We start from the raw sequence: 24,382 nt of genomic DNA on the forward strand, positions 1-24,382 counted from the left end.
TCAGATGCAAGGCATTCCTTGAAAATCCTTTCCAATCAACAACCTGGAAGGATCACTCGGCGCCTGCGGCCTTCTGTTCAGGGGCCGCTGGGGTCTGGTAGATCAGGTACGGCTCGGACTTGTGCTCGATCACCGACTCGTCCACCACCACCTTGCTGACGTTTTCCTGCGACGGCAGGTCGTACATGGTGTCCAGCAGGACCGATTCGACGATGGTGCGCAGGCCGCGGGCACCGGTCTTGCGCTTGAGCGCCTTGCGGGCAATGGCCGACAACGCGTCCGGGCGGAACTCCAGCTCGACGTTCTCCATCTCGAACAGCTTCTTGAACTGCTTGGTGATGGCGTTCTTCGGCTCGGTCAGAATCTTGATCAGGGCCGGCTCGTCCAGCTCCTCCAGGGTCGCCACCACCGGCAGGCGGCCGACGAACTCGGGAATCAGGCCGAATTTGATCAGGTCTTCCGGCTCGACTTCGGCCAGCACCTTGCCCACTTCCTGCTTGCGCTCGCTGCTCTTCACCTTGGCGCCGAAGCCGATGCTGCCGACGTCGGTGGAACGGGCCTGGATCACCTTGTCCAGCCCGGCGAACGCGCCGCCGCAGATGAACAGGATGTTCTTGGTGTCCACCTGCAGGAATTCCTGCTGCGGGTGCTTGCGGCCGCCCTGCGGCGGAACGCTGGCCACGGTGCCTTCGATCAGCTTCAGCAGGGCCTGCTGCACGCCTTCGCCGGACACATCGCGGGTGATCGACGGGTTCTCGCTCTTGCGCGAGATCTTGTCGATTTCATCGATGTAGACGATGCCCTGCTGCGCCTTCTCGACGTCGTAGTCGCACTTCTGCAGCAGCTTCTGGATGATGTTCTCCACGTCCTCACCCACGTAACCGGCTTCGGTCAGCGTGGTGGCGTCGGCCATGGTGAACGGCACGTTGAGCAGGCGGGCCAGGGTCTCGGCCAGCAGGGTCTTGCCCGAACCGGTCGGGCCGACCAGCAGGATGTTCGACTTCGCCAGTTCGACGTCGTCGTTCTTCTGCCGGCTCTCGATGCGCTTGTAGTGGTTGTACACGGCCACGGCCAGGGTGCGCTTGGCGCGGTTCTGGCCGATCACGTACTGGTCGAGCACCTCGAGGATCTCGCGCGGCTTCGGCAGCGAACTGCGCGCCGACTGCGCCTTTTCCTCAAGCTCCTCGCGGATGATGTCGTTGCACAGCTCCACGCATTCATCACAGATGAACACGCTCGGACCCGCAATCAGCTTGCGCACTTCATGCTGGCTCTTGCCGCAGAAAGAGCAGTAGAGGATCTTGCCGGTGTCCGTGGAACGACCTTGGCGGTCTTCGCTCATGCTTCGCTTACCCAGTTACCCCACCCGCTGAACGGGGGTTCGATTCGAGAATAGCACAGGGCCGAGGGGACACCAGTCCCGCCCGACCCTGCAGGAACGAGGCCTCCATGGCCCCGTGAAGGCCGGTCAACCGGCCTGGATCGACTCATCCGGACGACGCTCCAGGACCTGGTCGACCAGACCGTAGGCCTGCGCCTCGAAGGCGCTCTTGAAGTTGTCGCGCTCGGTGTCGCGGGCGATCGTCTCCAGCGACTGGCCGGTGTGCTTGGCCAGCACCTCGTTCAGGCGCGAACGCAGGGTCAGGATCTCACGCGCGTGGATGTCGATGTCGGTGGCCTGGCCCTGGTAGCCACCCAGCGGCTGGTGGATCATCACGCGCGAGTTCGGCAGCGCATAGCGCTTGCCGGCTTCGCCCGCGGCCAGCAGCAGGGCACCCATCGAGGCAGCCTGGCCGATGCAGGTAGTGCTCACATTCGGCTTGATGTACTGCATGGTGTCGTAGATCGCCATGCCGGCGGTGACCACGCCACCCGGCGAGTTGATGTAGATGTTGATGTCCTTTTCCGGGTTTTCCGATTCCAGGAACAGCAACTGCGCCACCACCACGTTGGCCATGTGATCGTCGATCGGGCCCACGAGGAAGATCAGGCGCTCCTTCAACAGGCGCGAATAGATGTCGTAGGCACGCTCGCCGCGGCTGGTCTGCTCGACCACCATCGGAACCAGGTTCAGGGCTTTGGTTCGGTTGTCCATTACGTGAGGTACCTATCTTGGGGGGCAACAACCCCGCGCCGGCAAAGGCACGGGGCATCCGGTGATCCGCCCGGGCTTACTGGCGGATCGCGTCCTGGAACGACAGCTTCTCTTCGGTGTGCTGGGCACGCTCGGCGATCCAGTCGATCACCTGCTCTTCCATCACACGGTTCTGCAGGCCAGACATCAGCTGGGGGTCGTTGCGGTACATCTCAATGACCTGCTCCGGCTCTTCGTAGGTCGAAGCGATCAGACGCATCGTTTCGTTCAGGCGCTTGGCTTCCAGGCGCAGGTCGTTGATGCGGGCCACTTCACCGACCAGCAGGCCGACCAGCACGCGCTTGGCGGCCGCTTCCTTGAAGCCTTCGTGGGCATCGGCCGGGATCTCGCCGACGTTCTGGCCGTTGCGGCGGATCTGCTCGACCTGCTGGGCCAGCATGGCGCGGGCTTCGTTCTCGACCAGGCGCGGCGGCATTTCCACCGAGGAATAGGCGGCGATCAGCTGCTCGCCCACTTCGCGGCGCAGGCGGTTCATCAGGGCGCCCTTCAGCTCGCGCTCCAGGTTGGCGCGGATGTCGCTGCGGAACTGCTCCACATCGCCACCCTTCACGCCAAAGCTCTTGATGAAGGCTTCGTCGACCGCCGGCACGACCGGCTCGGACACTTCGGCGACCTTGACGGTGACCTGCACGGTCTTGCCGGCCAGCACCGGCACGCGCCAGTCAGCCGGGAACTCGACGTCCAGGGTCTTCTCTTCGCCCTTGGCCAGGCCGACCAGGCCCTTTTCAATGGTCTCGAACATCATGCCCTGGCCGAGCACGATCGAACCCTTCTCGGTGCCTTCGGCCGGCAGGCGCTCTTCACCGGCCTGCGACCAGGTTTCCACCGCGACCAGGTCACCGTCCTGCGCGCCACGGCTGACCGGGGCCCAGGTACGACGCTGGTTCTGCAGGTTCTCGATCATCTGGTCGATGTCGGCGTCGGTGATCTCGGCGGTGTGGCGCACGACAGTCAGCTTGCTGACGTCGATGTCGCCGAAGTCCGGCACCACTTCCACGGTGGCCACGAAGGAGAATTCACCCTCGTCGCCCTTGTCGATGCGCGGGCTGCCGACGATGCGCAGATCGTGCTCGCGCACGGCCGCGTCGAAGGTTTCGCGCAGCAGGCCGTCCAGCGCCTCGCCACGGACCTGCGCGCCGAAGCGCTGCTCGATCACCTTGGCCGGCACCTTGCCCGGACGGAAACCCTTGATGCGGGTGGTACGGGCGATTTCGCCCAGGCGGCCGACGATGTGGCTCTGCAGACGGTCTTCCGGCAGCGAGAAGCTCAGGCGGCGTTCCAGGTTGCCGGTGGATTCGATCGAAGCTTGCATGTTGACTCCTGCCACCGGTGGCCCACGCCCCCGGCTCGATGATTGGGATGAAACGGTTGTAAGGACACGACGTCTGGGACGCGCCTGCTTGCCGCAGCCCTTTAGTTTCGCCCAATTCGGCCTGCACTGCCAGCGCGTGCCGGTCAAGGGGGGCAGCGGGGCCCGATCAGGGCGGGGGACAGGCCGGCACTGGTGCGAAAGGGGGGACTCGAACCCCCACGCCTTGCGGCACTGGAACCTAAATCCCGAAGCCCCTGCCGATTAGTGCTGACCACTCAACAACTTACAGCGTTCCAGTCTATCAGGTGACGCTTCGGGTGACATATAGGTGACGCCAGGTGCCACGACAGGTGACACCAGGTGACGCCGAATAAAGTGGTCATCTTCGGCGGACCTCCTCCTAGGACAACCATTCAGAACTACTCATTGCTGTTCACCACCGAGGACTACTACAGTTCCACATAGGTCCACCCAGGACCAACAACCGAACCACTCAGGACCGTACCGGGCAGCCCCCGGTGCGGTCCTCCCGTTTTGACTTTTGCATCCCCCGAGGGCAAACGATGACGACTTGGCAAGAGAACGACCTGCACGCCGCCCAGCTCGAACTGGAGAAGGAAAGCACCAGCCTGGGCATTGCCCGCTACGAGAAGATCAGGGAGCAGCGCCAGGAGGCCGAGACCGGCCCCGGCCGCAAGCTGGTCATGGAGAGCATCAACGCCACCGCCGCCGCGATCATGGCGTTCGTGGCCGAAGCCGACACCGGCAAGCCGGGCAAGCGCCACGCCGCCCTCAAGTTCATCCGCCACCTGAACCCCCACGCCCTCGCCTATCTGACCAGCTTCACCTGCGTCAACGCGCTGGTCGCCGATCACCGCAAGGCGGTGTCCGTGGCGATCACCCTGGGCCACGAGGTCGCCAACGAGATCAACTTCTCCCTGCTCCGCGAGAAGCACCCCGGCCTGTACCGGGTGGTCCAGGAGCAGCTCAAGAAGTCCACCTCGGCCCGGCACTCCACCGCCGTCATGCGGCACGTCATCGCCGACGCCGAGTTCGCCCCCGAGGACGACAAGCGCCTCTACCTGTCCGACAAGGACGCGCTGCTGGTGGGCATGAAGCTCATCGAGCTGTTCGTCGAGGCGACCGGGCTGGTCGAGCTGGTCACCGTGGCCGAGCGCGGCAAGCGCCACCTGCTCATCGCCGGGAATCAGAAGGTGCTCGACTGGCTGACCAAGGCCCACGACAGCGCCGCCCTGTACCAGCCGGTGCTGATGCCGATGGTCGTCCCGCCCCGTCCGTGGACCACGCCCCGCGACGGCGGCTACCTGACCGACATCGGCGGCCGGGCGGACCTTGTGCGTACCCGCAACCGCGCCTACAAGCGCGAGCTGGCGCTGGTCGATATGCCCAACGTCTACCAGGCCCTCAATGCCATCCAGGCAACCGCCTGGAAGGTGAACGTGCCCGTCCTGGAGGTCATGCGCGAGCTGTGGAACGCAGGCGGCGGTGTCGCCGGGCTGCCGGAGCGCGAGCTGATGGACCTGCCGAGCCGCCCTGCCCTGCTGGAGACCGACCCGGATTACTTCAAGGAGCACCACGCCGACGAGTTCAAGGAATGGAAGCGCGACCGCGCCAAGGTCTACGAGGCCAACGCGCGCAGCGTGTCCACCCGCCTCGCCGCCGCGCAGAAGATCGCCTTGGCGGAGAAGTTCGCCGAGTACCCCGCGATCTACTTCCCGCACAACCTCGACTTCCGCGGCCGGTGCTACCCCCTGCCCCCGACGCTGACCCCGCAGGGTGATGATGCGGCCAAGGGCCTGCTGACGTTTGCCCAAGGCGTGCCGCTCGGCGAGGACGGTGCCTACTGGCTCGCCATCCACGTCGCCAACTGCTTCGGCGTGGACAAGGTGTCGTTCGAGGAGCGCGTGGCCTGGGTGCGCGAGCACGAGGAGCAGATTCTCGACAGCGCCCTCGATCCGCTGGACGGCCAACGCTTCTGGATGGACGCAGACAGCCCGTTCTGCGCGCTGGCCGCGTGCTTCGAGTGGCTCGGCTACAGCCTCAACGGCCGCGATCACGTCTCCCATCTGCCCATCGCGCTCGACGGCTCCTGCAACGGCCTCCAGAACTTCTCGGCCATGCTCCGTGACTCCGTGGGCGGCGCAGCCACCAACCTGATCCCGCAGCCGAAGCCCGCCGACATCTATTCGCGCGTGAAGGACGTGGCCCAGGAGAAGCTGCGCGCCCGTGCCGAGAGCGGCGACCCGCTGGCGATCAAGCTGGACGGCCAGCTCACCCGCGACATCGTGAAGCAGCCGGTGATGACGCTGCCCTACGGCGTCACGAAGTCGGGCATGCGCGCCCAGGTGCTCTCCAAGTTCAAGAAGCTGGGCATGGAGGACGATTGGGAGACCGCCGAGTACCTGGCGACCCTGCTGTGGGAGTGCATCGGCGAGGTCGTGATCGCAGCCCGCGCGGCGATGGACTGGCTGCGTGACGCCTCCAAGGTCGCCTCGTCGGCCGACCTGCCGGTGAGCTGGACGACCCCCGCTGGCTTCCCGGTCCTCCAGGAGTACCGCGAGGAGGAAGGCGTCCGCATCCGGCCGCACGTCGGAGGCCGCGAGGTGAATTTAGTGGTCAACATCGGCGGTACTAAGCTCGACCGTCGCAGGCAGACGCTCGGGATCAGCCCGAACTTCGTTCACTCCTGCGATGCCAGCCACATGATGCTGACCACCTGCCTCGCGGCAGAGAACGGCATCGAGTCGTTCGCAATGATCCACGACTCCTACGGTACGCACGCGGGCCAGGCAGCAATTCTCGCCGCCGCACTCCGACAGGCGTTCGTCGATCAATACAGCGGCGACGTACTGGCCGACTTCCGACAGCAACTCGTCGAGCAGCTCCCGCCAGAAGCGGCAGAGAAACTCCCACCCCTCCCGCCGCATGGCGACCTGGACCTCAGCCTGGTGCTGGAGTCGCGCTATTTCTTTGCCTAGTCCATCCCCCTTTGGCGATTGATACCCCAAGCGAGAACATCAACATGAGCATCAACTACCAGCACGCACTGAACACCTACGTTGCCCAGGACCACTTCGGTGTGGTCCTCGGCATCTACAACCCGGCCGAACACGGCACGGTCGAGGAGTTCAAGCACCGCATGACGGAGCTGCACGCAGGTGCGTGATCGCGTCATCGACGGACTGCACTCACGTTCTGCCGAGAGCGCCGCACGCGGCGCTTTCGTCGTGATCGACAGCGTGCAGTCCCTCGGCCACCCGGTCGATCAGGTGATCGGCTTGGCGTGCGCCTTCAAGAACTTCTGCGAAGTGCTCGGCCTCGATCCGATGGAAGTGCTGCGGGTCGTCTCGCGCATGGAGCAGGACTGCCGCTACCGGCAGGTCAACACCCTCAACGCCGTGCGCCGCTACGCGGAGCGCGAGCTGAAACCGCACTACCCGTGATGCGTGACCCGATCACCGACGCCTTCATCGACGAGGCGCTCATCGGCTTCGACATCGACGAAGCCTTCGGCATTTCCGCCGACACCCCGCTGACCGCCGCCGCTGACCTGTGGCGCGCGGGCATCTATCTCCCGACCAACTACGAGACCGACAACTGATGGCAACCAAGAAGCGCGAACGATTCGTCTCCCCCAAGGGCACCGCCGTGTGGCCGCGCCTGAACGAACCGGACACCAAGTTCAAGCCGGAAGGCGAATACACCGTGAGCCTGGCGTTCGACCCGAACGACAAGGACTTCAAGGCGCTGGCGAAGAAGCTGGAAACCCGGCGCGACGAGCTGTTCCAGGAGTTCCTGAGCGAGAACCCGAAGAAGAAGAAGGGTGCCGAAGTGGCCCCGGTGTTCACCGAAGAAACCGACGAGAACGGCGATGACACCGGCCGCGTGCTGGTGAAGTTCAAGATGAAGGCCAGCGGCGTCAGCAAGCGCACCGGCAAGAAGTTCACCATGCGCCCGGACATCTTCGACGCCCGCGGCAAGAAGATCGACAACCCGCCGCAGATCGGCGGCGGCAGCGAACTCAAGGTCTCCTACGAGATCGGCGGCTCGTTCGTCGAATCGGCCAAGAAGTTCTACCTGACCTGCTACATGGTCGCCGTCCAGGTGATCGAGCTGGTCGAGTTCGGCCAGCGCAACGCCAAGGACTACGGCTTCGGCGAGGAGGACGGCTACGAGGCCGCCGACAGCGCGCCGTTCAGCGACAGCGATGACGACTCGGACGACGACAGCGACTCCGACGACGAGGGCGATGACGGCGACTACTGATCCGCTGTCGGTCATCGTGGACACCGCGAGGGGGGCCGAGCATTTGGCCTCCCTCACGTTCCCGTTTGACCCGGTGCCCGCCTCGCGCCCGAAGGTTTCGCGCTGGGGCGTCTACTACGGCAAGACCTACAAGACCTGGAAGGAAGCCGCAGAGAAGCATCTGCCAGCCGGTGACCTGGACCTGTCGCCGACCGATCCGGTTTTAGTGGTCATCATCGCGGTATGCAAACGCGCCAAGACCTCGAAGGCCGCGTTTCCCAAGGGCGACGTGGACAACCTCGCCAAGGGGCCGATGGACGTTGTGACCAAAGCCACCGGCTATTGGGCCGACGACAAGCAAGTCATGTGGCTGCTCTCCGGTAAGCGCTGGGCGCAGCCGGACGAAGAACCACGCACCGAAGTCCACCTCTACAAACTCTAAGTGCGCCTCAAACCTCTGGAATCGGTAGAGGCGCTGTTCGTCCTCGCCAGCATGACCCGCCCCGAGCAGGTCACGACCGGCGAAGAACTCGCACGCCTGCACCGCTCGCAGGGCTACTCGAAGATCGCCGTCCACTTCGTCATCGAACGTGACGGCTCGATCTACGACGGTCGCCCGCTGAATCAGCCCGGCGCTCTCGCCGGTAAGCACAACCAATCCGCATACCAAGTCTGCCTCCTGGGCGGCGTCAACGACGCCATGCAGCCCGAGGACAACTTCACCGAAGCCCAACACGCCGCGCTGCGACGCCTGCTCGCCGCCTACGGCAAGCCCGTCGTGTGGGCACCTGACTTCCCTCGATAGGAGAACCCAACGTGAAACCGCTGCCCCCGCAAACCCAGGTCGTCCTGGATCACCTGCGTCGCCACTCGCACCTGACCTCGTGGCAGGCCGAAGGCGTCTACCGCATCCGCCGCCTTGCCTCGCGCGTCGATGAGCTGCGCGCTGCTGGCTTCGAGATCGAAACGCAGACCTGCGAGGACGCCTCGGGGCAGCGGTACACGCGCTATCGCCTGTCGCGCCGTCAGCGCCGCAGCAAGGCTCCGCTCCTGGAAGCGCGCCGCGCTCCGAAGCAGTACCGCGTCGATGCGCTGCTCCAGCTGTATCGCAACTACTGCACCGACGAGCTGGGCCTCGACGCCAACGATGCGACCGAAGAAGTCGCCGCATTCACCAAGTTCCTGCTGGAGAAGAACGCATGACCAACACTGCCACCACCGTCATTCCGTCCGCGATGCGCCTGGCTTTCGAGCGCGCATGGGCGAGCGCCGACAAGCCCTTCCGCGGCCTGGGCCGCACCGTCAAGGGTGCGCTGAATCGTCGCCTCGGCATTTCCTACCGCAAGCGCATGTGGTCCGTGGAGCGTGCAAAGCGCTGACTCCGAATACCTCCACAAAGAGCCGTGCCCGAACTGCGGCAGCAAGGACAACCTTGCGCGCTACAGCGACGGGCACGGCTACTGCTTCGGCTGCGGTCACTACGAGCCAGCCGAAGGCGAGGAGGTCTCTCAACCCACCAGCAGGAAAACCATGAGCGACTTTGCGAAGGGTGAACCGCAAGCCCTGGCGAAGCGCGGTATCACTGAGGAAGCATGCCGTAAGTACGGCTACTGGATCGGCAAGGACAAGCACGGCAAGACCGTGCAGATCGCCAACTACAAGCGCGATGGCGGCATCGTCGCGCAGAAGCTCCGCTACCCCGACAAGAAGTTCTCGTTCATCGGCGACTCGAAGGCGTGCGGGCTGTTCGGCCAGCACCTCTACGAACCGGGGCGACGCCTCGTCATCACCGAAGGCGAGATCGACGCGCTCTCCGTGGCGCAGGCACTCGGCCTCCGCTGGCCGGTGGTGTCCGTCCCGAACGGGGCGCAAGGCGCAGCCAAGTCCATCAAGCGCGAGCTGGAGTGGGTCAACGGCTTCGACGAGGTTGTGCTCATGTTCGATATGGACGAACCGGGCCAGGCCGCCGCGCAGGAAGTGGCGCTGCTGCTGACTCCCGGCAAGGCCAAGATCGCACAGCTCCCAGCGAAAGACCCGAACGAGCTGCTCCAGCGTGGCGACGCCGAGGCGATCACTCGCGCCATCTACGAAGCGCAGACCAAGCGCCCCGATGGCGTGGTGACGTTCGGCTCCCTCAAGGAGAAGGCACTCAAGCCGGTCTCGATGGGCATGCCCTGGCACGACCCGCGCCTCACCGCGCTGACCTACGGCAAGCGGTACGGCGAGGTCTACACCTTCGGCGCAGGCACCGGCATCGGCAAGACCGACTGGCTGATGGAGGAAGCAGCCTTCATCGCGCAGGAAACCGGCGACCGTGTTGGCCTGTTCTTCCTAGAGCAGCAGCCGGTCGAGACGGCGAAGCGCATGGCAGGCAAGGTTGCAGGCCGCCGCTTCCACGTTCCCGATGGGAGCTGGACGCAGGAGGAACTGGAAGCCGCGTTCGAGATTCTCGACAAGGGCCAGGTGTTCATCTACGACCACTTCGGCTCGTCCGAGTGGGACGTGATCGAAGCCAAGATGGCCCACATGGTCGTCGCCGAGGGCGTCAAGCACATCGTCCTCGACAACCTCACGTCGTTCGCGGCCGGTGCCGAGGACGAGCGGAAGATGCTGGAGGACACGATGGCGAAGATCGCGCAGTTCGCGCAGCGCCACCTCATCTGCATCTACCTGGTCTCGCACCTCGCCACGCCGGAAGGCAAGCCCCACGAGGAAGGCGGGCGCGTGATGCTCCGTCACTTCAAGGGCAGCCGCGCCATCGGCTTCTGGACGCACTTCGCCTTCGGCCTGGAGCGCAACACGCAGGCCGAGAACGAGGCCGAGCGCAACTGCACGACCTTCCGCGTCCTCAAGGATCGCTTCACCGGCCAGTCGAACGGCCAGGTTCTCTACTACAGCTACGACCACGCATCCGGCCGTCTGCTCAATGCAGATGCTCCGGGCGAATACGGCGACTTCGCCGACGAGTCATCCGATGTATCCACCTCCGACTACTGACGGCCGCTCGGTCGTCGGCTTCATCCCAGCTGATGCTCCGCTCTCCTTCGCTGAGAGCCTCGTTCTCCCCTACCAACTCCCGCGCTCCGACCAAGCCTGCCGTGTCATGTACGGCAAGCCAGGGCGGCGCGTGGTCATCCACATCAAAGCCGAGGAACTACCCCAATGAAAGAGATCGTCGCCATCGCAATCGACCTGCTGACCGCCCCGTTCCGCAAGGACACCGTGACCGACGTGGTGAAGGTGCTGGAGGGCCAGGTGGACAAGCTGTTCAAGATCAGCGCCGACCGCATCGCCACCGCCTCGACGCTGCGCGACAAGGCCGATGTCCTGCACTCGCAGGCCGACGAGCACGAGGAAGAAGCCGAGCGCGCACTGCGCGTCGCCGAGCGCTTCACCAACCTGATCCGCTAAGGGACCAACCATGACTGCCGAGCAACACGCTCGGTCCCTGTTCGACGTGTTGCCGGCCGAAGTCCGCCACCTGGTCATCCTGGGTGGCGGAAGCCTGCGCGCGTTCTACGACGGGACCGAAATCAAGGACATCGACTGCTTCTTCGTGTCACTTGCGAGCTACACCTACGTGGCCGCGTACCTGAGCGGCCGTAGCGACTGGACCAGCGAAGCCGCTCCGAACGGTATCCGCAACTTCCGCTCGCCCGAGGGTCACCTCGTGAGCCTGATCGGCTTCGAGTTCGGCACGCCGCACGAGCACTGCGCCCGCTTCGATCTGCGGTGCTGCGCCCATGTCGCCATCTACGAACCCAGCACCGACGAGGTGGTGGTCGTATCCCTCGAAGGCGCGGTTGCCGACGCATCGGAGAAGCTGCTGTTCGTGCTGAACAACAACGGCACCGAGCGCACCATCCGCCGCATCACGCACTACGTCGAGGACTACGGCTACACGCTGCATCCCGACCAGCCCGAGCAGGACGAACTGTTCGAGGACGACGACTTCTCCGGCCACGCGCCGCAGGGCGTCCACACGCCGCCGAAGGCCCCCGAGCCGGAGTACATCCTCCGCGCCCGCCGCCGCGTCCGCGCAATCCCCGTAACCAACCACGGCTACCCGTAAGGAGGACCGCCGTTGATCCTCGTATTCGACTGCGAGACCAATGGCCTCCTCGACGAACTTGACACGATCCACTGCATTTCCCTCCAAGAGGTAGATGAGACCGGCGCACCGCGCGGTCCCATCCTGTCCGCCAACGATCACGGCACGGGCGAAATGACAGTCCGTCAGGCCGTCGAGAGGCTCAAGAAGGCCAAGCGCGTTGTCGGCCACAACATCGCCGGATTCGACATTCCGGCTATCGCCAAGGTGTTCCCGGACTTCAAGGTCCAGGCGTACTTCGACACGCTGCTGATGTCCACGCTGGTCTACCCGGACCTCAAGGACCGCGACTTCAAGGCCCGCAAGAAGCAGGGAGCGAACCCGGTGTTGCCGGGCAAGCTGATCGGCCGTCACTCCCTCGAAGCGTGGGGCTACCGCCTCGGCCGCTGGAAAGGCGACTACGCGGCGCAGATGGCCGCACGCGGCCTCGACCCCTGGGCACAGTGGTCTCAGGAAATGGACGACTACTGCGACCAGGACGTTGCGGTCACGCAAGCGCTGTTCGCGTTGTTGATGAGCAAGGGCCTCCCCACCGAGGCCATCGAGCTGGAGCAGGCCGTCGCGCCGATCCTCTCGCGTCAGCAGCGCTACGGCTACCTGTTCGATCAGGAGAAGGCGCGTGAGCTGGAGTGCATCCTCGTGTCCCGGCGCACTGCGCTGGAGGCCGAGCTGCGCAAGGTCATTCCGCCGTGGAAGGTGGTGAAGCGCAAGTTCGTACCGAAGCGCGACGACAAGCGCCGCGGTTACGTCAAGGGCGTGGAGGTCACGACCTACAAGGACGTGGTGTTCAACCCGGCAAGCCGCCAGCACATCGCTGACCGCTTGACTGCAATGTACGGCTGGCAGCCCCAGGAGTTCACCGAGAAGGGCCAGCCGAAGATCGACGAAGAAGTCCTGGGCGCGCTCAAGTTCCCGATCATCCCGCTCCTGCTGGAGCACTTCATCGTCAACAAGCGCCTCGGCCAGCTCGCCGAAGGCGACGAGGCGTGGCTCAAGGCCATCAAGAAGGACGGCCGCATCCACGGCAGCGTGAATCAGAACGCAGCGGTGACCGGCCGCATGACGCACTCGAAGCCGAACATCGCTCAGGTGCCGAAGGTCCAGCACTCGAAGGAGAAGGGAATCCTCAAGGGCCAGGAAGGCGGCTACGGATTCGAGTGCCGCTCGTTGTTCTGCGTCCCAACAGGGAAGCTCCAGGTCGGCGCGGACGCCTCGGGATTGGAGCTGCGCTGCCTGGCGCACTTCATGGCAAAGCACGACGGCGGCGAGTACGCCAAGGTCATCCTCGAAGGCGACATCCACTCCGTCAACCAATCGGCGGCAGGACTGCCCACCCGCGACAACGCCAAGACCTTCATCTACGCCTTCCTCTACGGGGCAGGCGACGCGAAGCTCGGCTCCATCGTGGGTAAGGGTCGCCAGGCCGGGGCGAAGCTCCGCTCGAAGTTCCTGGCCGGGCTGCCTGCGCTGGAGAAGCTGGTACGCGGGGTCAAGAAGCGCGCGGCCGAGAAGGGATACCTGATCGGTCTCGATGGCCGGAAGCTGCACATCCGCAGCGACCACGCCGCGCTCAACACCCTGCTCCAGTCGGCCGGTGCGCTGGTGATGAAGAAAGCCCTGGTGATCCTCGACGCCGACCTGCAAGCCGCAAGGTTGGTGCCGGGCGTCCACTACGAGTTCCTCGCCAACGTCCATGACGAGTGGCAGATCGAAGTGGACGAGGACAAGGCCGAGTTCGTGGGCAAGACCGCACAGGCTGCCATCCGCAAGGCTGGCGAATACTTCGGCTTCCGCTGTCCGCTCGATGGCGAGTTCAAGATCGGAAGGAATTGGGCCGAGACGCACTGACCCGCGGCAAGCGGGACATTGCACTCGCCCTGGTGCGCCAAGCGAAACGCCGGGCAGCAAGGAAGGGACTGCCGTTCGACCTCACGTCGGACGACATCGTGGTCCCCGACTTCTGCCCGGCGCTGGGCATCCCGCTGTACCGCGCTGTCGGGCGCAAGGCCCAAGGCCCCAACTCACCCACGCTCGACCGCATCGAACCTGACCTCGGCTACGTCCGGGGCAACGTGCGCGTGATCTCCGCACGCGCGAATCAGATCAAGTCCGACGCGACTCCCTCGGAGCTTCTGCGAGTCGCCTGTTACGTCCAAGAGAACCGATGAACCCAACCAACATCCTGCGCGCCCTCGCGGCGCTGCTGGTCGTTGCCGCGCTCGCGGCTGGCGGCTTCGCAGCCTGGAAGTACACCGCAATGGCCCAGCGCGTGACGGAGCTGGAGGAGTCGGCAAAGGAACTGGCCGACCTCAAGCAGACCGTCGAGACCCTCAACCGCGAAGCCGTGCGCCGCTCTGCCTTCGATGCAGCGCTGCGGAACGCCCGCGCCACCACCAACCGCTCTGTGGAGATTGCAGCAAATGCTGACCCGGAAACTGGCGATTACCTGTCTCGCCGCATTCCTGACGAGCTGCGCCGCGCACACCTCGAAAGTCGTGCCGGAGCAGTTCCTCCAGCCGACCGTCATTGAGGGCACGCACTCCTCACTCGACGCCGTGATGGCTGACCCGACCACCACCACCTACGACCTCTACCGCTTCGGCGGCAACGCCGAGGACGGCCTCCTGCGCTGCAACGCCGACAAGGCGAGCGCCCTGGAAGTCCTCAAGGAATCGAACCGATGAACGAGAATCAGCTTCGCGTGCATTTCATTGGCGGCCCCGCTGACGGCGATGTCCGCTTGATCGCTCCGTGTACTACCTACCGCGTGGCTGTGCTCGAACACCAGCCCGAGGTTCACGCCTACAACGCCAAGTGCCCGTGCTGCACGGAGCGCATGCTGCGCCCCGTGGAGTGGAACACCGCGATCTACTTCATCCGCCGCGTTGGCGAGAAGTGCTGGGTCGCCGTACACGAGAGCATGGCATGAAGCGCGCACTTCTGATCCTGGCGCTGTGCGCTGGCCTCGCTGCGTGCGACATGAAGCCTTGGCCGCCACGCGCCGATTACGGCTCGTGCCTGAAAGGACACACCGAGAGTGGCCTGATGCTGATCCCAAACAGCAATGGCGGATTCTCGTACATCCCCACCAGCGATTACGTCTGCGACGAGTACGAGTACCCGCTCGGCGACGGCCCGGAGTACCAGGCCGGAATGAAGCGCTACGCCGCCGAGCTACAGGCGTGGTATGAGCGTCACCCGGAGAAGCGGCCATGACTTCCTACGTGACCTATCGGCCACCGCATGCGGCCGGTTCCTGGGTCATCGGCGGCAACTTCTTCGTGCAGGTCAAGGAGCGTCCGAACTGGCTGCACCGCTGGTTCGCGCTGGCGTTCCTGGGATGGCAGTGGGTGGACGCATGAACAAGCGCGGCCCCCTGCTGCTGATCGACGCCGACGTGCTGCGCTACCAGCTCGCGTTCTCGAACACCGCGAACATCGACTGGAACGGCGACGGCAACAAGGTCGAAGCGATCCAGCCCGAGCGCGCGAAGGCGAAGCTGGAGGACTACATCGACGAGATCGTCGAGAAGTTCGGCGCGCGTGATTACCTGCTGGCCCTGTCCTGCAAGAAGCACAACTTCCGCAAGGACATCGACCCGACCTACAAGCTCAACCGCGCCAGCAAGGACAAGCCTGCCCTGTGGTACGTGCTCGACGAGTTCGTATACGACGAGTTCGGCGACAAGATCGTGGAGATCGAGAACCTGGAAGGTGACGACGTGCTGGGCCTGCTGGCCTCGCACCCGAATCCGAAGCGCGCGCCAGGTAGCCGCATCGTCGTGTCCATCGACAAGGACATGCAGACGATCCCCGGCATCCGTCTCTACAACCCCAACCGTCCCGACGTGGGCGTCCGGCCGATCTCGGCTCACGACGCTGACCTGTTCTGGATGAAGCAGGTGCTCACGGGCGACCAGGTGGACAACTACCCCGGCTTCCCCGGCATCGGCCACAAGGGCGCGGACGAGCTGCTCATGCCAATCCACGAGGCGTACCGCGATGCGTCCGTCGAGGAGCACCTCGGCGCGCTGTGGAACACCGTCGTCACCACCTACACCACCCGCATCCCCCGCGGCGGCACCGAGCCGCTGTCGAAGCACGATGCGATCCGCCAAGCACGCCTCGCGCGAATCCTGCGCTACGGCGACTACAACCCCAAGACCAAGGAAGTGAAGCTGTGGAAACCCTGATCCTGTTCATCACCATCGTCGCCGTGCTGGCCGTGCTGTTCGCCTTCGTCGCCTACGGCGCTGCCTGGCTGTGGTGGCGCAGCCTCAACACCCTCGAACGTGCCATGTACCGCGACGCCGCCAGTATCAAGCTGTGGCCCGCTGCTGTCGGCGCTGTCGGCGTTGCTTGGCTGGTCGCACGCTCGCTCGCGTGACGATTAGCCCCGCTTGGCCCTAGCGTTCTCCCAATCAGCAATTAATTCGTCCCGGACGTGATCCGCTGCAACCGGACGCACAACCTTGTCATGCAAAAACACTGTGACTGTCGGTTTGCCGTCAGCGGTCTCCCCGCCGACCACCTTGAGATTTACCAGCGACTGCACCCTATTGACGAGATTGTCGTGGTCTTGCTGAGCCTTAGCGGGAGGGGAATGCTCGTAACTCGCCTCAGCGGCTACGAAGCCGTAAATCCTGTCTGCGTAGTTCTGTTGCGTGTGCGTTACTTGTTCGTATTCGGCGTACTCGATCCCGTCCATAAGCGGCTCCTTTTCTGACCGCTGAGTATGCGGCATTAACATCCCTGTTGGTAACTGGCCCGCTTCGTGCGGGCCTTTCCTTTTCTGGAGTCCCCATGAAGATCATCGGAATTACCGGCCGCGCCCGTAGCGGCAAAGACACCCTGGCCGAGTTCCTGGTCAGCGACCACGGCTTCGTGAAGCTGTCCTTCGCGGCCCCGATCCGCGCCTTCGTGGCGGACATCACCGGCCTGCCGGTGTCCGCGATGGAGGACGGCCCGCTCAAGGAGGAGCCGCTCGACTGGCTCAACGGGCAGACCCCGCGCCGCCTGATGCAGACCGTGGGCACCGAGTGGGGCCGCGAAATGATCGACCGCGACCTGTGGGTCAAGGTGGTCGCGCAGAAGATCCGTCAGGCCCGCCGCGACGGCGCTGCTGGCGTCGTGGTGTCGGACGTTCGCTTCGACAACGAAGCGCAGTTCATCCGTGAGTGGGGCGGCCAGGTGGTCCAGGTGCTCCGCGACAGCGCGGCCCCGGTCTCGGCGCATGCCTCCGAGGCAGGCGTCCACGGCGACCTGATCGACACCGTGCTCGACAACAACGGCCCGATCCACCGCCTGCGGATGGTCGCGGAATCGCTGGCCCGACTCTAAGGGTTTAGTGGTCATCATCGGGGGAAACGACAGTTTCCCCACCTATTCATAACCCAGGAGTTCTATGCAAATCCCTCTGCACTCCTACGACCTGATCGACCTCCTGGACGAACTGCACCCCGAAGTGATCTACGACCCCGCCCAGCCGAAGGAGGAGTTCCTGCTCCGGCAGGGCGAGCGTCGCCTGATCCTGCGGCTCAAGGCGCTGCGGAAGGTCGAGCAGATGGATCACCGCGCCCGCTAACCATGTGCAGCAAGCCCAACATGCCGGACCAGCAGGAGAAAGACCCGATCCTGCTGACCCGCCAGGACACCCAGCCGACCGGCCACGCGGCCGATCAGCGGCGTAAGTCCAAGGTCCGCCTGGACCTGAACAACGCAACGCAGTACCAAGGACTGACCATCCCGAATGGCTGACGCCAAGCAGACCTCGGCCGAGAAGCAGACGGCCGCGAAGCGCTACGGCGATCTCAAGTCCAACCGCAAAGAAGCCGAGACGCGCGCCAAGCGCTGCGCCAAGGTCACCCTGCCCCGCCTGTGGGTGGACGAGGGCGCGAAATCGCGTACCCCCGGTTCCGCCTACATCGACACCGGCCCGAAGTGCGTCAACGCCTTGGCCTCGAAGATCGTGCTGGCGTGGCTCCCGCCGAACGCCTCTGTATTCAAGCTCGCGCCTGACCAGGCCGTCGCCGAGAACATCGCCGAGCAGGCTGGCGTGGAGACCTCCGAACTGGAGGCCGCGCTGGTGGACGTGGAGCGGGTCATCGTCAACGACCTGGAGACCAGCGGCGTTCGCCCGGTCCTCAGCGAGGCGGCCAAGCACGCCATCGTCCTCGGCAACTTCCTGCTCTACGACCCCGACGAGGGCAAGCCCAAGCTGTACCCGCTGACCTCCTACGTGACCGACCGCGATGGCCTGGGCAACGTGCTGGAGATCATCACGCTCGACAAGATCGCCCCGGCCATGCTGCCGGACTCGATCCGCGCGGCGGTGATGCAGAAGCTCGCCCAGGAACGCGACGAAAAGACCAAGAACGACGACGTGAACCTCTACACCTGGGTGCGTCGCTCGGAAGATGGCAAGGAGTGGGAAGTGGTCCAGGAGGTCGAGGGCGTCGAAGTCCCCGAGACCGTGGGCACCTACCCCATCGACGCCTGCCCGTGGATTCCCCTGTGCGCCCCGCCGTCCCTCGTGGACGACTACGGCGAGGGCTTGGTCTACGACTACGTGGGCGCGTTCGAGTCGCTGGAGGCGCTGCGCAAGGCGATCCGTAAGGGTGCCGCCGCCCTGGCGAAGATCATCATGTTCCTCAAGCCGACCTCGACGATCCGCGAGCGCCAGCTCACCGAGGCCGAGTCCGGCGCGGTGCTGCGTGGCGAGGCCAGCGACGTGACCACGCTCCAGCTCCAGAAAGCCTACGACCTGAACTTCGTGCGTCAGGAGGCCGAAGGGCTGGCGAACTCGCTGGAGCTGATCTTTGGCGTGAAGTCCGCCGTGCAGCGCCCCGGCGAGCGTGTGACCGCCTACGAAATCCGGGTGCTCACCCAGGAACTCGACGACGCCCTCAGCGGCTTCATGGCGATGTCGGGCGAGCAGCTCTTGCTGCCGCTGATCCGCCGCCGCCTGCACAAGCTCCAGAAGCAGGGTCGCCTGCCCGAGCTGCCGCAGGAACTCATCAAGCCGCGCATCACCGTAGGCATCGCCGCCCTCGGCCGCGGCCACGACCTGAACAAGCTGATCGAGTTCGGTCAGGCAGTGGATGCGCTTGTCGGCGCAGAGGAGAAGGCACGCCGCCTCAACAGTGGCGAGGCGATCTCCCGACTGGCCGCCGCTTCCGACATTTCCACCAAGGGCCTGATCCGCTCCGACGACGAGCTTGCTGCCGAGCAGCAGGACGCCTCGGCGCAGGAGGCGATGGTCCGTGCCGCTCCGAATATCGCCTCAGCGATGACCCAAACCCCGTAACCCCCGAGAAGGACGCAATGTCGAACGAAACCACCGAGAAGCCCGCCAAGCCGACCAAGGAAGCCCCGAAGGCTCCGAGCGTCGAGCGTAAGGGCAAGGCCGAGATCACCCGCAAGACGAACGGCCTGGTCATCGTCAACTACAAGCCCGAGGACAAGTAATGTCGCAGCCGGGCAAGTCCGAAGTGACCGTCAGCCTTGACGGCATCAACGGCCAGCCGACCCCAGGTCAGCAGCCGCCGCAGAACTCCCAGGACACCCAGCAGCCCGCACCGGGCGCGCAGGGTGGCACCGATGGCGAGCGCCTGTTCGGCGGCAAGTACAAGACCGTGGAGGAGCTGGAAGCCGCCTACGCAGAACTGAGCACGCCAGCCGACGACAAGGGTGGCAAGGGCGGCCCCGCGACCATCGACGACGCCACCGCGGATGACGCGCGTGACGCCCTGGCGCGGGCTGGCCTGAACCTGGACGACTTCGCCACCGAGTTCAACTCGAACGGCTCGCTGTCCGAGGAGAGCTACAAGAAGCTCCAGGACGCGGGCTATCCGAAGGAGCTGGTGGACGTGTACGTCGATGGCCTGCGCGCTCGCGTGCAGACCTACGAGAACGCCGTCTACTCGCCTGCAGGCGGCAAGGCCGGTTACGACGGCCTGGTCCAGTGGGCCAAGACCAACCTGAGCGCCGAGCAGAAGCGGGCGTTCAACGAAGCGGTGCAGTCCGGCGACGCCGGACGCGCAGCGCTGGCAGTCCAGGGCCTCGTCGCCCTCCGTGGCGGCAACGGCCGCCTTCTGAACGGCAAGACCGCGGCGAACGCCGATGCCGGTCCCAAGCCGTTCCAGTCGCAGGCGCAGGTCGTCGAAGCGATGCGCGATGTGCGCTACCACCGTGATCCGGCTTACCGCGCGGAAGTCTCCGCCCGCCTGGCCGTGTCGCCGCTGTTCAAGTAATCCACTCAACCTCAAGCAAGGACTAAATGTCGGACGCAATCCCCTCCCGCCTGGGTCAAGCCCAGGCCAACGGCGACGCCTGGGCGCTGTTCAAGCAGAACTACACTGCTGAAACCATCACCAGCTTCGTCGAGAACTACAAGCTGGACGGCCGCGTGTCGGTGCGCAACATCGAGAGCGGCAAGTCCGCCTCGTTCCCGAACGTCGGCACCATCGGCTCCGAGTACCATGTGCCCGGCACCGAGATCAAGGGCATGGTGGTCGAGCACAACGAGACCATCATCACCCTCGATCCGATGCTGATCTCGCACGCCTTCATCGCCAACATCGACGAGGCGATGAACCACTACGACGTGCGTTCCGAGTACACCCGTCAGCAGGGTGCGGAGCTGGCGCTCAAGCGTATGCAGAACGAGCTGCGCTGCGCGATCCTGGCCGCTCGCACCACCGAAGGCAAGGTCGAAGGCCAGCCGGGTGGTGCCATCATCAAGGCCGCCACGATGGCCTCCGATCCGACCGTGCTGGCCGATGCGTTCCGCAACGCCCGCATGCTGTTCGACGAGAAGCTGCTGCCGGACAACCCGCAGGAGTTCACTGGCGCACTGGCCCCGGCTCAGTGGTATCTGCTGACCGAGAACAAGGACTTGATCGACCGCGACATCAACGCGGAATCGAACGGCTCCTACGGCCAGGCGATCATTTCCTCGGTCGCTCGCATCCCGCTGGTGAAGATCAACGCGATGCCGCGTGTCGATGAGTCGGCCCTGGCCTCGATCCCTGCCAAGTACCGCGGCAACTTTGCGGACACCGTGGGCGTGATCTTCCACCGCTCGGCGGTCGGCACCCTCAAGCTGCTGGACCTGTCCCTGGAGGACGTGTACCAGGGCGAGAAGCAGGGCACCCTGATGCTGGCGAAGTACGCGCTGGGTCACGGCATCCTGGCTCCGCGCGGTGCCATCGAGCTGTCGAAGGCTCCGTAAGCAATACAGCGCCGTTGGGCAAATCCCGCGGCGCTTCAATCTCTCTCCATCTACGGGGGACATCCACATGGGTGTCCCCCGTTTTTTTGCCCCGAATCCATGAACCTCGAACTCACTCCGACCACGGAACTCGAAGCCGTCAATGTGCTGCTCGGTGCTATCGGCGAAGCGCCGATCAGCGACCTCGAAGCGCTCGGCAACCTGTACGCCTCGCAGGCGCGCGACACCCTCCGCGCGGTGAGCCGCGAGGTCCAAACCGCTGGCTGGTGGTTCAACACCAGCGAGTCGTTCACCTTCACGCTCAACGCGGAAGGCAAGGTGCTGCCGCCGCAGTCGATCCTCAAGCTCGTCCCCGCACGCGGAAGCGAGCCGCTGGTGATCCGAGGCACGCGCCTCATCAACCCGCTCACCCTCGCCGACACGTTCTCGTCGGCACCCACCGCCGACTTCGTGACCTGGTTCCTCGCCTACGAGGAGCTGCCCGAGTCGGCCCGCCGCTACATCGCCGTGCGCGCTGCGCGTTTGTTCCAGACGAGCGTGCTGGGTAGCGACCAGCTCTACGTGTTCACCGAGAAGCACGAGGAGGAGGCATACCTCATCTTCGCGCAGGAGCACGCTGACTTCACCTACGCCCGCGGCCACAACTTCCTCAGTGGCTCGACGGACGTGTCTGATATTTGGGACCGCTGATGCCGCTAATCACGGGGGACTATCCCTCGTTCCTGGGAGGCGAGTCGCAGCAGGACGATACCGTCCGCTCGCCGAACCAGCTCACCAAGGCGATCAACGCCTGGCTGCATGCCGCAATGGGCGCGGGCAAGCGCCCGCCCGCCGAGTTCGTTGCTGGACTTGGCGTCACCCTCGATCACGACTGTGCCTTCCACTCCATCGTCCGCGATGAGAACGAGCGCTACATCGTCGCCGTGGGTCACCGCAGCATCCGCGTGTTCGACCACGAGACCGGCAAGGAATACACCGTCAATGCCACGGGCGACGCGCTCAACTACTTGGACACCCAGGGACAGCGTGCGTGGTCGTGCTTCGCGCTGGCGACGTTCTCCGACACCACCTTCATCGTCAACCGGCTGGTAGACGTGAAGCAGAGCGACGAGCTGTCGCCCGGTTCGCTGTACGGATCGGCGCAAACGATGTCCGACCTGCCGAAGCCCGGTGACAAAGGCTCGGCCGTTGTGCCGACCGGCGCGATCTACAACATCATCGGCTCGTCCGAGTCGCAGTTCGACGACTACTACGTCCAGAAGCAGTCCTCCTCGGTCTACCTGGAGGTCGCCCGGCCGGGCATCAAGCACCGCTTCGATGCCAAGACGATGCCGCACATCCTCAAGCGCATCCCCGATCCGGTGCATGCGGACGGCTTTTGGTTCTCCTTCGGTGGACCGGAGTGGACCGCTCGCCTCGCGGGTGACGAGCAAAGCAACCCGTTCCCGTCCATCGACGGCCAGCGCATCCGCGAGGTGTTCAAGCACCGGGACCGCCTGGGCTTACTGGCCGGGGAGAACGTGCTGATGTCCGAGGTCTCCGACCCGTTCAACCTCTGGCGCACTTCGGTGACCCAGGTGCTCGACGCCGACCCCATCGACGTAAGCGTCAGCGGGTCGAACGGCGTCACCACGCTCTACCACGCAGTTCCGTTCCAGTCGGCCCTGTTCCTTGCCGCTGCGGGCGGCCAGTTCCTCCTGACCGCCGAGCCGTACCTGGCCGCCAAGAACGTCAAGAGCGATCCGGTCAACAGCTACAGCAGCTCGCCGTACATCCGGCCGAAGCTGATGGGCGAGTCGCTGTACTTCACCGAGGACAGCGGCGCATACGCAAGCGTGCGCGAATACTTCATCGACGACCTGTCGGTGACCGGCGACGCCGCCGACGTGACCGCGCATGTGCCCAAGCTGATGCCGGGCCGCATGCGAGCGATGGCGAGCGCAAGTGGTGCCGACTGCGTGTTCTTCGCTCCTGACGAGCCGACCGACGCGCAGCTCTACGTCTACTTCGTCCGCTGGATCGGTGACGAGAAGCAGCAGTCCGCATGGACGCGCTGGTCAATCTCCGGCGTCGGCCGCATCGTCCACATGCACGCCATCAACGACGTGCTGTACGCCGTCGCGGAAGCGCCGGGAGGCGGCTGCGAGCTGCTCAAGTTCCGCATGGTGCTCAACCAGCACGACGCGGACGCCACGGGCGACTACAACTTCCTGCTCGACCGCATGCTGGTGGTGCAGCCCACCTATCAGCAGTTCGGCAACGAGACCTGGATCGACCTACCCTACATCGTGCCCGATGGCATGACGGTCACCGTCCTCAAGACGGACGACTGGCAAGACCCCGGCGCGTACCTCGACATCACCAAGGCGCGCTGGGACAACGCCCGCACCCGCCTCGCGCTCCCCGGTAACCACACCGAGGGCCGCGTGGTCGTCGGCATGGACTACGAGCACCGCCTCACGCTGACCAAGCCCATCGTTCGCGGCGGGCAGAACCAGGCCGTGCTGGTGGGCCGCACGCAGGTGCGTGACATCGAGGTCGCCTACAAGGACGGCGCGTACTTCGAGCTGGAGGTCGAGCAACACGGCAACGGCCGAGTCGAGACCTACGTGGCGTCGCACTCCGGTGCGTACACCGCGCGCGTCCTCAACGACTCGGTGTTCCGCACCAGCGCCCCGACGTTCCACTCCGGCTCTCGCCGGTTCCCCGTGCTGGGTGACGCCAACAGCGTCCGCATGCACCTCGTCAACCGCCTGCCGTTCCAGTGCTGGTTCCAGTCAGCACAGTGGCGCGGCATGTTCGTCTCCCGCAGCCGAGTATGACCCTGACCTATCGAAGCCCCACCGCCAGCGACATCCTCCACGTCGCCGAGAACATGCGGCAGGAGGACATCCTGGAGGTGGCGGCTTCGCATGGTCACACCCCGCTCCAGGCGCTCGCATACGCAGTGACCGCGAGCGACCGCAGTTTCGCCGCGATGCACGACGGTTCTCCCGTGTGCATCTTCGGCTTCACCCAGCACGCCGAGGGTATCGCCTCGGTTTGGCTGCTGGGCACCGACGCCCTGGTGGCTCCCTCGTTCCGCCGCACGTTCCTCCGAGAAGCTCGGCGGATCAGCGACGAGTGGGCGGCCACCTTCGGCACCATCTTCAACTTCGTCGATGTCCACGCCGTCACCACGCGGCGATGGCTCGGCTGGCTTGGCTTCCGCGAGAGCGGCGTCGAGTCCGCCTACGGCTTCGCCAAGACACCCTTCGTCCGAGTAACCAAGACCCCATGTGCAACCCCGTAGCAGTCCAGGTCGGTA

Annotated in this window: 35 protein-coding genes; 31 read left to right on the plus strand and 4 right to left on the minus strand. The window is 64.9% G+C overall.

The window, feature by feature from the left end; all coding sequences use genetic code 11:
- Positions 1-52 precede the first annotated feature (52 nt).
- The 3 genes from clpX to tig form a co-directional block, all read right to left on the minus strand.
- A complete protein-coding gene (clpX, locus tag AC5P6S_RS16445; protein ID WP_004154600.1) occupies positions 53-1,342 on the minus strand; it encodes an ATP-dependent Clp protease ATP-binding subunit ClpX in 1,290 nt (429 codons plus the stop codon).
- A 126-nt stretch (positions 1,343-1,468) separates the two neighbouring features.
- Positions 1,469-2,095, minus strand: coding sequence for an ATP-dependent Clp endopeptidase proteolytic subunit ClpP (clpP, locus tag AC5P6S_RS16450; protein ID WP_004146318.1), 627 nt, complete (start codon positions 2,093-2,095; stop codon positions 1,469-1,471).
- A gap of 76 nt (positions 2,096-2,171) precedes the next feature.
- Positions 2,172-3,467, minus strand: coding sequence for a trigger factor (gene tig, locus AC5P6S_RS16455; RefSeq protein WP_005408268.1), 1,296 nt, complete (start codon positions 3,465-3,467; stop codon positions 2,172-2,174).
- 563 nt (positions 3,468-4,030) lie between these two features.
- On the opposite strand from tig, the gene AC5P6S_RS16460 reads away from it, so the two are divergent.
- From AC5P6S_RS16460 to AC5P6S_RS16560, 21 genes are all read left to right on the plus strand, one after another.
- Positions 4,031-6,466: a DNA-directed RNA polymerase gene (locus AC5P6S_RS16460; RefSeq protein ID WP_329750776.1), complete on the plus strand. Its 2,436-nt coding sequence runs from the start codon at positions 4,031-4,033 to the stop codon at positions 6,464-6,466.
- A gap of 44 nt (positions 6,467-6,510) precedes the next feature.
- A complete protein-coding gene (locus AC5P6S_RS16465; protein ID WP_005412422.1) occupies positions 6,511-6,654 on the plus strand; it encodes a hypothetical protein in 144 nt (47 codons plus the stop codon).
- A complete protein-coding gene (locus tag AC5P6S_RS16470) occupies positions 6,647-6,931 on the plus strand; it encodes a hypothetical protein (protein ID WP_329750774.1) in 285 nt (94 codons plus the stop codon). Before AC5P6S_RS16465 ends, AC5P6S_RS16470 begins: the two co-directional genes overlap by 8 nt.
- Positions 6,931-7,089 (plus strand): hypothetical protein, encoded by a 159-nt coding sequence (locus tag AC5P6S_RS16475; RefSeq protein WP_154267700.1) that lies wholly within the window; start codon positions 6,931-6,933, stop codon positions 7,087-7,089. The genes AC5P6S_RS16470 and AC5P6S_RS16475 overlap by 1 nt, the downstream gene beginning before the upstream one ends.
- Entirely contained in the window at positions 7,089-7,754 is a 666-nt protein-coding gene (locus tag AC5P6S_RS16480) for a hypothetical protein (RefSeq protein ID WP_004154595.1), read from the plus strand. The genes AC5P6S_RS16475 and AC5P6S_RS16480 overlap by 1 nt, the downstream gene beginning before the upstream one ends.
- Positions 7,738-8,175: a RusA family crossover junction endodeoxyribonuclease gene (locus tag AC5P6S_RS16485; protein ID WP_160314062.1), complete on the plus strand. Its 438-nt coding sequence runs from the start codon at positions 7,738-7,740 to the stop codon at positions 8,173-8,175. The genes AC5P6S_RS16480 and AC5P6S_RS16485 overlap by 17 nt, the downstream gene beginning before the upstream one ends.
- Positions 8,176-8,538, plus strand: coding sequence for an N-acetylmuramoyl-L-alanine amidase (locus AC5P6S_RS16490; protein WP_004154593.1), 363 nt, complete (start codon positions 8,176-8,178; stop codon positions 8,536-8,538). It begins immediately after the preceding gene.
- 11 nt (positions 8,539-8,549) lie between these two features.
- Positions 8,550-8,936 (plus strand): helix-turn-helix domain-containing protein, encoded by a 387-nt coding sequence (locus tag AC5P6S_RS16495; protein ID WP_004154592.1) that lies wholly within the window; start codon positions 8,550-8,552, stop codon positions 8,934-8,936.
- Entirely contained in the window at positions 8,933-9,112 is a 180-nt protein-coding gene (locus tag AC5P6S_RS16500) for a hypothetical protein (protein WP_049434079.1), read from the plus strand. Before AC5P6S_RS16495 ends, AC5P6S_RS16500 begins: the two co-directional genes overlap by 4 nt.
- Positions 9,113-9,263: 151 nt before the next feature.
- Positions 9,264-10,730, plus strand: coding sequence for a toprim domain-containing protein (locus AC5P6S_RS16505; RefSeq protein ID WP_005412418.1), 1,467 nt, complete (start codon positions 9,264-9,266; stop codon positions 10,728-10,730).
- Positions 10,731-10,895: 165 nt separating this feature from the next.
- The gene (locus tag AC5P6S_RS16510) at positions 10,896-11,144 is read left to right on the plus strand and encodes a hypothetical protein (protein WP_005412417.1); all 249 of its coding nucleotides are present in this window, start codon (positions 10,896-10,898) and stop codon (positions 11,142-11,144) included.
- A 10-nt stretch (positions 11,145-11,154) separates the two neighbouring features.
- Positions 11,155-11,805: a Gabija anti-defense Gad2 family protein gene (locus AC5P6S_RS16515; RefSeq protein WP_049434078.1), complete on the plus strand. Its 651-nt coding sequence runs from the start codon at positions 11,155-11,157 to the stop codon at positions 11,803-11,805.
- 12 nt (positions 11,806-11,817) lie between these two features.
- A complete protein-coding gene (locus AC5P6S_RS16520) occupies positions 11,818-13,692 on the plus strand; it encodes a DNA polymerase (protein ID WP_065428010.1) in 1,875 nt (624 codons plus the stop codon).
- Entirely contained in the window at positions 13,674-14,012 is a 339-nt protein-coding gene (locus tag AC5P6S_RS16525; RefSeq protein WP_050483582.1) for a hypothetical protein, read from the plus strand. The genes AC5P6S_RS16520 and AC5P6S_RS16525 overlap by 19 nt, the downstream gene beginning before the upstream one ends.
- Positions 14,009-14,374 (plus strand): hypothetical protein, encoded by a 366-nt coding sequence (locus AC5P6S_RS16530; RefSeq protein WP_005412414.1) that lies wholly within the window; start codon positions 14,009-14,011, stop codon positions 14,372-14,374. Before AC5P6S_RS16525 ends, AC5P6S_RS16530 begins: the two co-directional genes overlap by 4 nt.
- A gap of 28 nt (positions 14,375-14,402) precedes the next feature.
- Positions 14,403-14,528 carry a hypothetical protein gene (locus AC5P6S_RS16535; RefSeq protein ID WP_258013034.1) on the plus strand — a complete coding sequence of 42 codons (126 nt, stop codon included), beginning with the start codon at positions 14,403-14,405 and terminating at the stop codon, positions 14,526-14,528.
- Positions 14,525-14,773, plus strand: a complete 249-nt coding sequence (locus AC5P6S_RS16540; protein ID WP_004154585.1) for a hypothetical protein — start codon at positions 14,525-14,527, stop codon at positions 14,771-14,773. The genes AC5P6S_RS16535 and AC5P6S_RS16540 overlap by 4 nt, the downstream gene beginning before the upstream one ends.
- Positions 14,770-15,060: a hypothetical protein gene (locus tag AC5P6S_RS16545; protein WP_049434075.1), complete on the plus strand. Its 291-nt coding sequence runs from the start codon at positions 14,770-14,772 to the stop codon at positions 15,058-15,060. Before AC5P6S_RS16540 ends, AC5P6S_RS16545 begins: the two co-directional genes overlap by 4 nt.
- Complete coding sequence (locus tag AC5P6S_RS16550; RefSeq protein WP_160314061.1) at positions 15,057-15,206, plus strand: hypothetical protein; 150 nt, start codon at positions 15,057-15,059, stop codon at positions 15,204-15,206. The genes AC5P6S_RS16545 and AC5P6S_RS16550 overlap by 4 nt, the downstream gene beginning before the upstream one ends.
- Complete coding sequence (locus AC5P6S_RS16555; RefSeq protein WP_004154583.1) at positions 15,203-16,036, plus strand: hypothetical protein; 834 nt, start codon at positions 15,203-15,205, stop codon at positions 16,034-16,036. The genes AC5P6S_RS16550 and AC5P6S_RS16555 overlap by 4 nt, the downstream gene beginning before the upstream one ends.
- Positions 16,024-16,230: a hypothetical protein gene (locus AC5P6S_RS16560; RefSeq protein WP_049397854.1), complete on the plus strand. Its 207-nt coding sequence runs from the start codon at positions 16,024-16,026 to the stop codon at positions 16,228-16,230. The genes AC5P6S_RS16555 and AC5P6S_RS16560 overlap by 13 nt, the downstream gene beginning before the upstream one ends.
- A gap of 3 nt (positions 16,231-16,233) precedes the next feature.
- On the opposite strand, the gene AC5P6S_RS16565 is transcribed toward AC5P6S_RS16560, so the two are convergent.
- Positions 16,234-16,551, minus strand: coding sequence for a hypothetical protein (locus tag AC5P6S_RS16565; RefSeq protein WP_150359514.1), 318 nt, complete (start codon positions 16,549-16,551; stop codon positions 16,234-16,236).
- A gap of 95 nt (positions 16,552-16,646) precedes the next feature.
- Between AC5P6S_RS16565 and AC5P6S_RS16570 the strand changes: the two genes are divergently transcribed.
- The 10 genes from AC5P6S_RS16570 to AC5P6S_RS16615 all read left to right on the plus strand — a co-directional run bounded on the left by AC5P6S_RS16570 (position 16,647) and on the right by AC5P6S_RS16615 (position 24,367).
- Positions 16,647-17,183 carry a deoxynucleotide monophosphate kinase family protein gene (locus AC5P6S_RS16570; protein ID WP_049434072.1) on the plus strand — a complete coding sequence of 179 codons (537 nt, stop codon included), beginning with the start codon at positions 16,647-16,649 and terminating at the stop codon, positions 17,181-17,183.
- A 64-nt stretch (positions 17,184-17,247) separates the two neighbouring features.
- Entirely contained in the window at positions 17,248-17,427 is a 180-nt protein-coding gene (locus AC5P6S_RS16575; protein ID WP_049434071.1) for a hypothetical protein, read from the plus strand.
- A gap of 20 nt (positions 17,428-17,447) precedes the next feature.
- Positions 17,448-17,600: a hypothetical protein gene (locus tag AC5P6S_RS16580; protein WP_005412406.1), complete on the plus strand. Its 153-nt coding sequence runs from the start codon at positions 17,448-17,450 to the stop codon at positions 17,598-17,600.
- On the plus strand, positions 17,593-19,149 hold the full coding sequence (locus AC5P6S_RS16585) for a portal protein (protein WP_005412405.1): 1,557 nt from the start codon (positions 17,593-17,595) through the stop codon (positions 19,147-19,149). Before AC5P6S_RS16580 ends, AC5P6S_RS16585 begins: the two co-directional genes overlap by 8 nt.
- A 17-nt stretch (positions 19,150-19,166) precedes the next feature.
- A complete protein-coding gene (locus tag AC5P6S_RS16590; RefSeq protein ID WP_004154577.1) occupies positions 19,167-19,310 on the plus strand; it encodes a hypothetical protein in 144 nt (47 codons plus the stop codon).
- Entirely contained in the window at positions 19,310-20,095 is a 786-nt protein-coding gene (locus tag AC5P6S_RS16595) for a capsid assembly protein (RefSeq protein ID WP_049434070.1), read from the plus strand. The genes AC5P6S_RS16590 and AC5P6S_RS16595 overlap by 1 nt, the downstream gene beginning before the upstream one ends.
- Before the next feature lie 26 nt (positions 20,096-20,121).
- Positions 20,122-21,075 (plus strand): major capsid protein, encoded by a 954-nt coding sequence (locus tag AC5P6S_RS16600; protein ID WP_049434069.1) that lies wholly within the window; start codon positions 20,122-20,124, stop codon positions 21,073-21,075.
- Positions 21,076-21,174: 99 nt separating this feature from the next.
- Positions 21,175-21,765, plus strand: coding sequence for a phage tail tubular protein A (locus AC5P6S_RS16605; RefSeq protein WP_005412402.1), 591 nt, complete (start codon positions 21,175-21,177; stop codon positions 21,763-21,765).
- Entirely contained in the window at positions 21,765-23,897 is a 2,133-nt protein-coding gene (locus AC5P6S_RS16610; protein WP_049434066.1) for a phage nozzle protein, read from the plus strand. The genes AC5P6S_RS16605 and AC5P6S_RS16610 overlap by 1 nt, the downstream gene beginning before the upstream one ends.
- The gene (locus AC5P6S_RS16615) at positions 23,894-24,367 is read left to right on the plus strand and encodes a hypothetical protein (protein ID WP_049434065.1); all 474 of its coding nucleotides are present in this window, start codon (positions 23,894-23,896) and stop codon (positions 24,365-24,367) included. The genes AC5P6S_RS16610 and AC5P6S_RS16615 overlap by 4 nt, the downstream gene beginning before the upstream one ends.
- Positions 24,368-24,382 lie beyond the last annotated feature (15 nt).

The sequence above is a fragment of the Stenotrophomonas sp. YJH_SMC_119 genome, assembly GCF_059368315.1.

Bases quoted from the DNA above. Each gene is read 5' to 3' on its own strand.
- clpX (WP_004154600.1), bottom strand. From the start codon at position 1,342: ATGAGCGAAGACCGCCAAGGTCGTTCCACGGACACCGGCAAGATCCTC.
- clpP (WP_004146318.1), bottom strand. From the start codon at position 2,095: ATGGACAACCGAACCAAAGCCCTGAACCTGGTTCCGATGGTGGTCGAG.
- tig (WP_005408268.1), bottom strand. From the start codon at position 3,467: ATGCAAGCTTCGATCGAATCCACCGGCAACCTGGAACGCCGCCTGAGC.
- AC5P6S_RS16460 (WP_329750776.1), top strand. From the start codon at position 4,031: ATGACGACTTGGCAAGAGAACGACCTGCACGCCGCCCAGCTCGAACTG.
- AC5P6S_RS16465 (WP_005412422.1), top strand. From the start codon at position 6,511: ATGAGCATCAACTACCAGCACGCACTGAACACCTACGTTGCCCAGGAC.
- AC5P6S_RS16475 (WP_154267700.1), top strand. From the start codon at position 6,931: ATGCGTGACCCGATCACCGACGCCTTCATCGACGAGGCGCTCATCGGC.
- AC5P6S_RS16480 (WP_004154595.1), top strand. From the start codon at position 7,089: ATGGCAACCAAGAAGCGCGAACGATTCGTCTCCCCCAAGGGCACCGCC.
- AC5P6S_RS16485 (WP_160314062.1), top strand. From the start codon at position 7,738: ATGACGGCGACTACTGATCCGCTGTCGGTCATCGTGGACACCGCGAGG.
- AC5P6S_RS16500 (WP_049434079.1), top strand. From the start codon at position 8,933: ATGACCAACACTGCCACCACCGTCATTCCGTCCGCGATGCGCCTGGCT.
- AC5P6S_RS16505 (WP_005412418.1), top strand. From the start codon at position 9,264: ATGAGCGACTTTGCGAAGGGTGAACCGCAAGCCCTGGCGAAGCGCGGT.
- AC5P6S_RS16510 (WP_005412417.1), top strand. From the start codon at position 10,896: ATGAAAGAGATCGTCGCCATCGCAATCGACCTGCTGACCGCCCCGTTC.
- AC5P6S_RS16515 (WP_049434078.1), top strand. From the start codon at position 11,155: ATGACTGCCGAGCAACACGCTCGGTCCCTGTTCGACGTGTTGCCGGCC.
- AC5P6S_RS16530 (WP_005412414.1), top strand. From the start codon at position 14,009: ATGAACCCAACCAACATCCTGCGCGCCCTCGCGGCGCTGCTGGTCGTT.
- AC5P6S_RS16535 (WP_258013034.1), top strand. From the start codon at position 14,403: ATGGCTGACCCGACCACCACCACCTACGACCTCTACCGCTTCGGCGGC.
- AC5P6S_RS16540 (WP_004154585.1), top strand. From the start codon at position 14,525: ATGAACGAGAATCAGCTTCGCGTGCATTTCATTGGCGGCCCCGCTGAC.
- AC5P6S_RS16545 (WP_049434075.1), top strand. From the start codon at position 14,770: ATGAAGCGCGCACTTCTGATCCTGGCGCTGTGCGCTGGCCTCGCTGCG.
- AC5P6S_RS16550 (WP_160314061.1), top strand. From the start codon at position 15,057: ATGACTTCCTACGTGACCTATCGGCCACCGCATGCGGCCGGTTCCTGG.
- AC5P6S_RS16555 (WP_004154583.1), top strand. From the start codon at position 15,203: ATGAACAAGCGCGGCCCCCTGCTGCTGATCGACGCCGACGTGCTGCGC.
- AC5P6S_RS16565 (WP_150359514.1), bottom strand. From the start codon at position 16,551: ATGGACGGGATCGAGTACGCCGAATACGAACAAGTAACGCACACGCAA.
- AC5P6S_RS16570 (WP_049434072.1), top strand. From the start codon at position 16,647: ATGAAGATCATCGGAATTACCGGCCGCGCCCGTAGCGGCAAAGACACC.
- AC5P6S_RS16575 (WP_049434071.1), top strand. From the start codon at position 17,248: ATGCAAATCCCTCTGCACTCCTACGACCTGATCGACCTCCTGGACGAA.
- AC5P6S_RS16580 (WP_005412406.1), top strand. From the start codon at position 17,448: ATGCCGGACCAGCAGGAGAAAGACCCGATCCTGCTGACCCGCCAGGAC.
- AC5P6S_RS16585 (WP_005412405.1), top strand. From the start codon at position 17,593: ATGGCTGACGCCAAGCAGACCTCGGCCGAGAAGCAGACGGCCGCGAAG.
- AC5P6S_RS16590 (WP_004154577.1), top strand. From the start codon at position 19,167: ATGTCGAACGAAACCACCGAGAAGCCCGCCAAGCCGACCAAGGAAGCC.
- AC5P6S_RS16595 (WP_049434070.1), top strand. From the start codon at position 19,310: ATGTCGCAGCCGGGCAAGTCCGAAGTGACCGTCAGCCTTGACGGCATC.
- AC5P6S_RS16600 (WP_049434069.1), top strand. From the start codon at position 20,122: ATGTCGGACGCAATCCCCTCCCGCCTGGGTCAAGCCCAGGCCAACGGC.
- AC5P6S_RS16605 (WP_005412402.1), top strand. From the start codon at position 21,175: ATGAACCTCGAACTCACTCCGACCACGGAACTCGAAGCCGTCAATGTG.
- AC5P6S_RS16610 (WP_049434066.1), top strand. From the start codon at position 21,765: ATGCCGCTAATCACGGGGGACTATCCCTCGTTCCTGGGAGGCGAGTCG.
- AC5P6S_RS16615 (WP_049434065.1), top strand. From the start codon at position 23,894: ATGACCCTGACCTATCGAAGCCCCACCGCCAGCGACATCCTCCACGTC.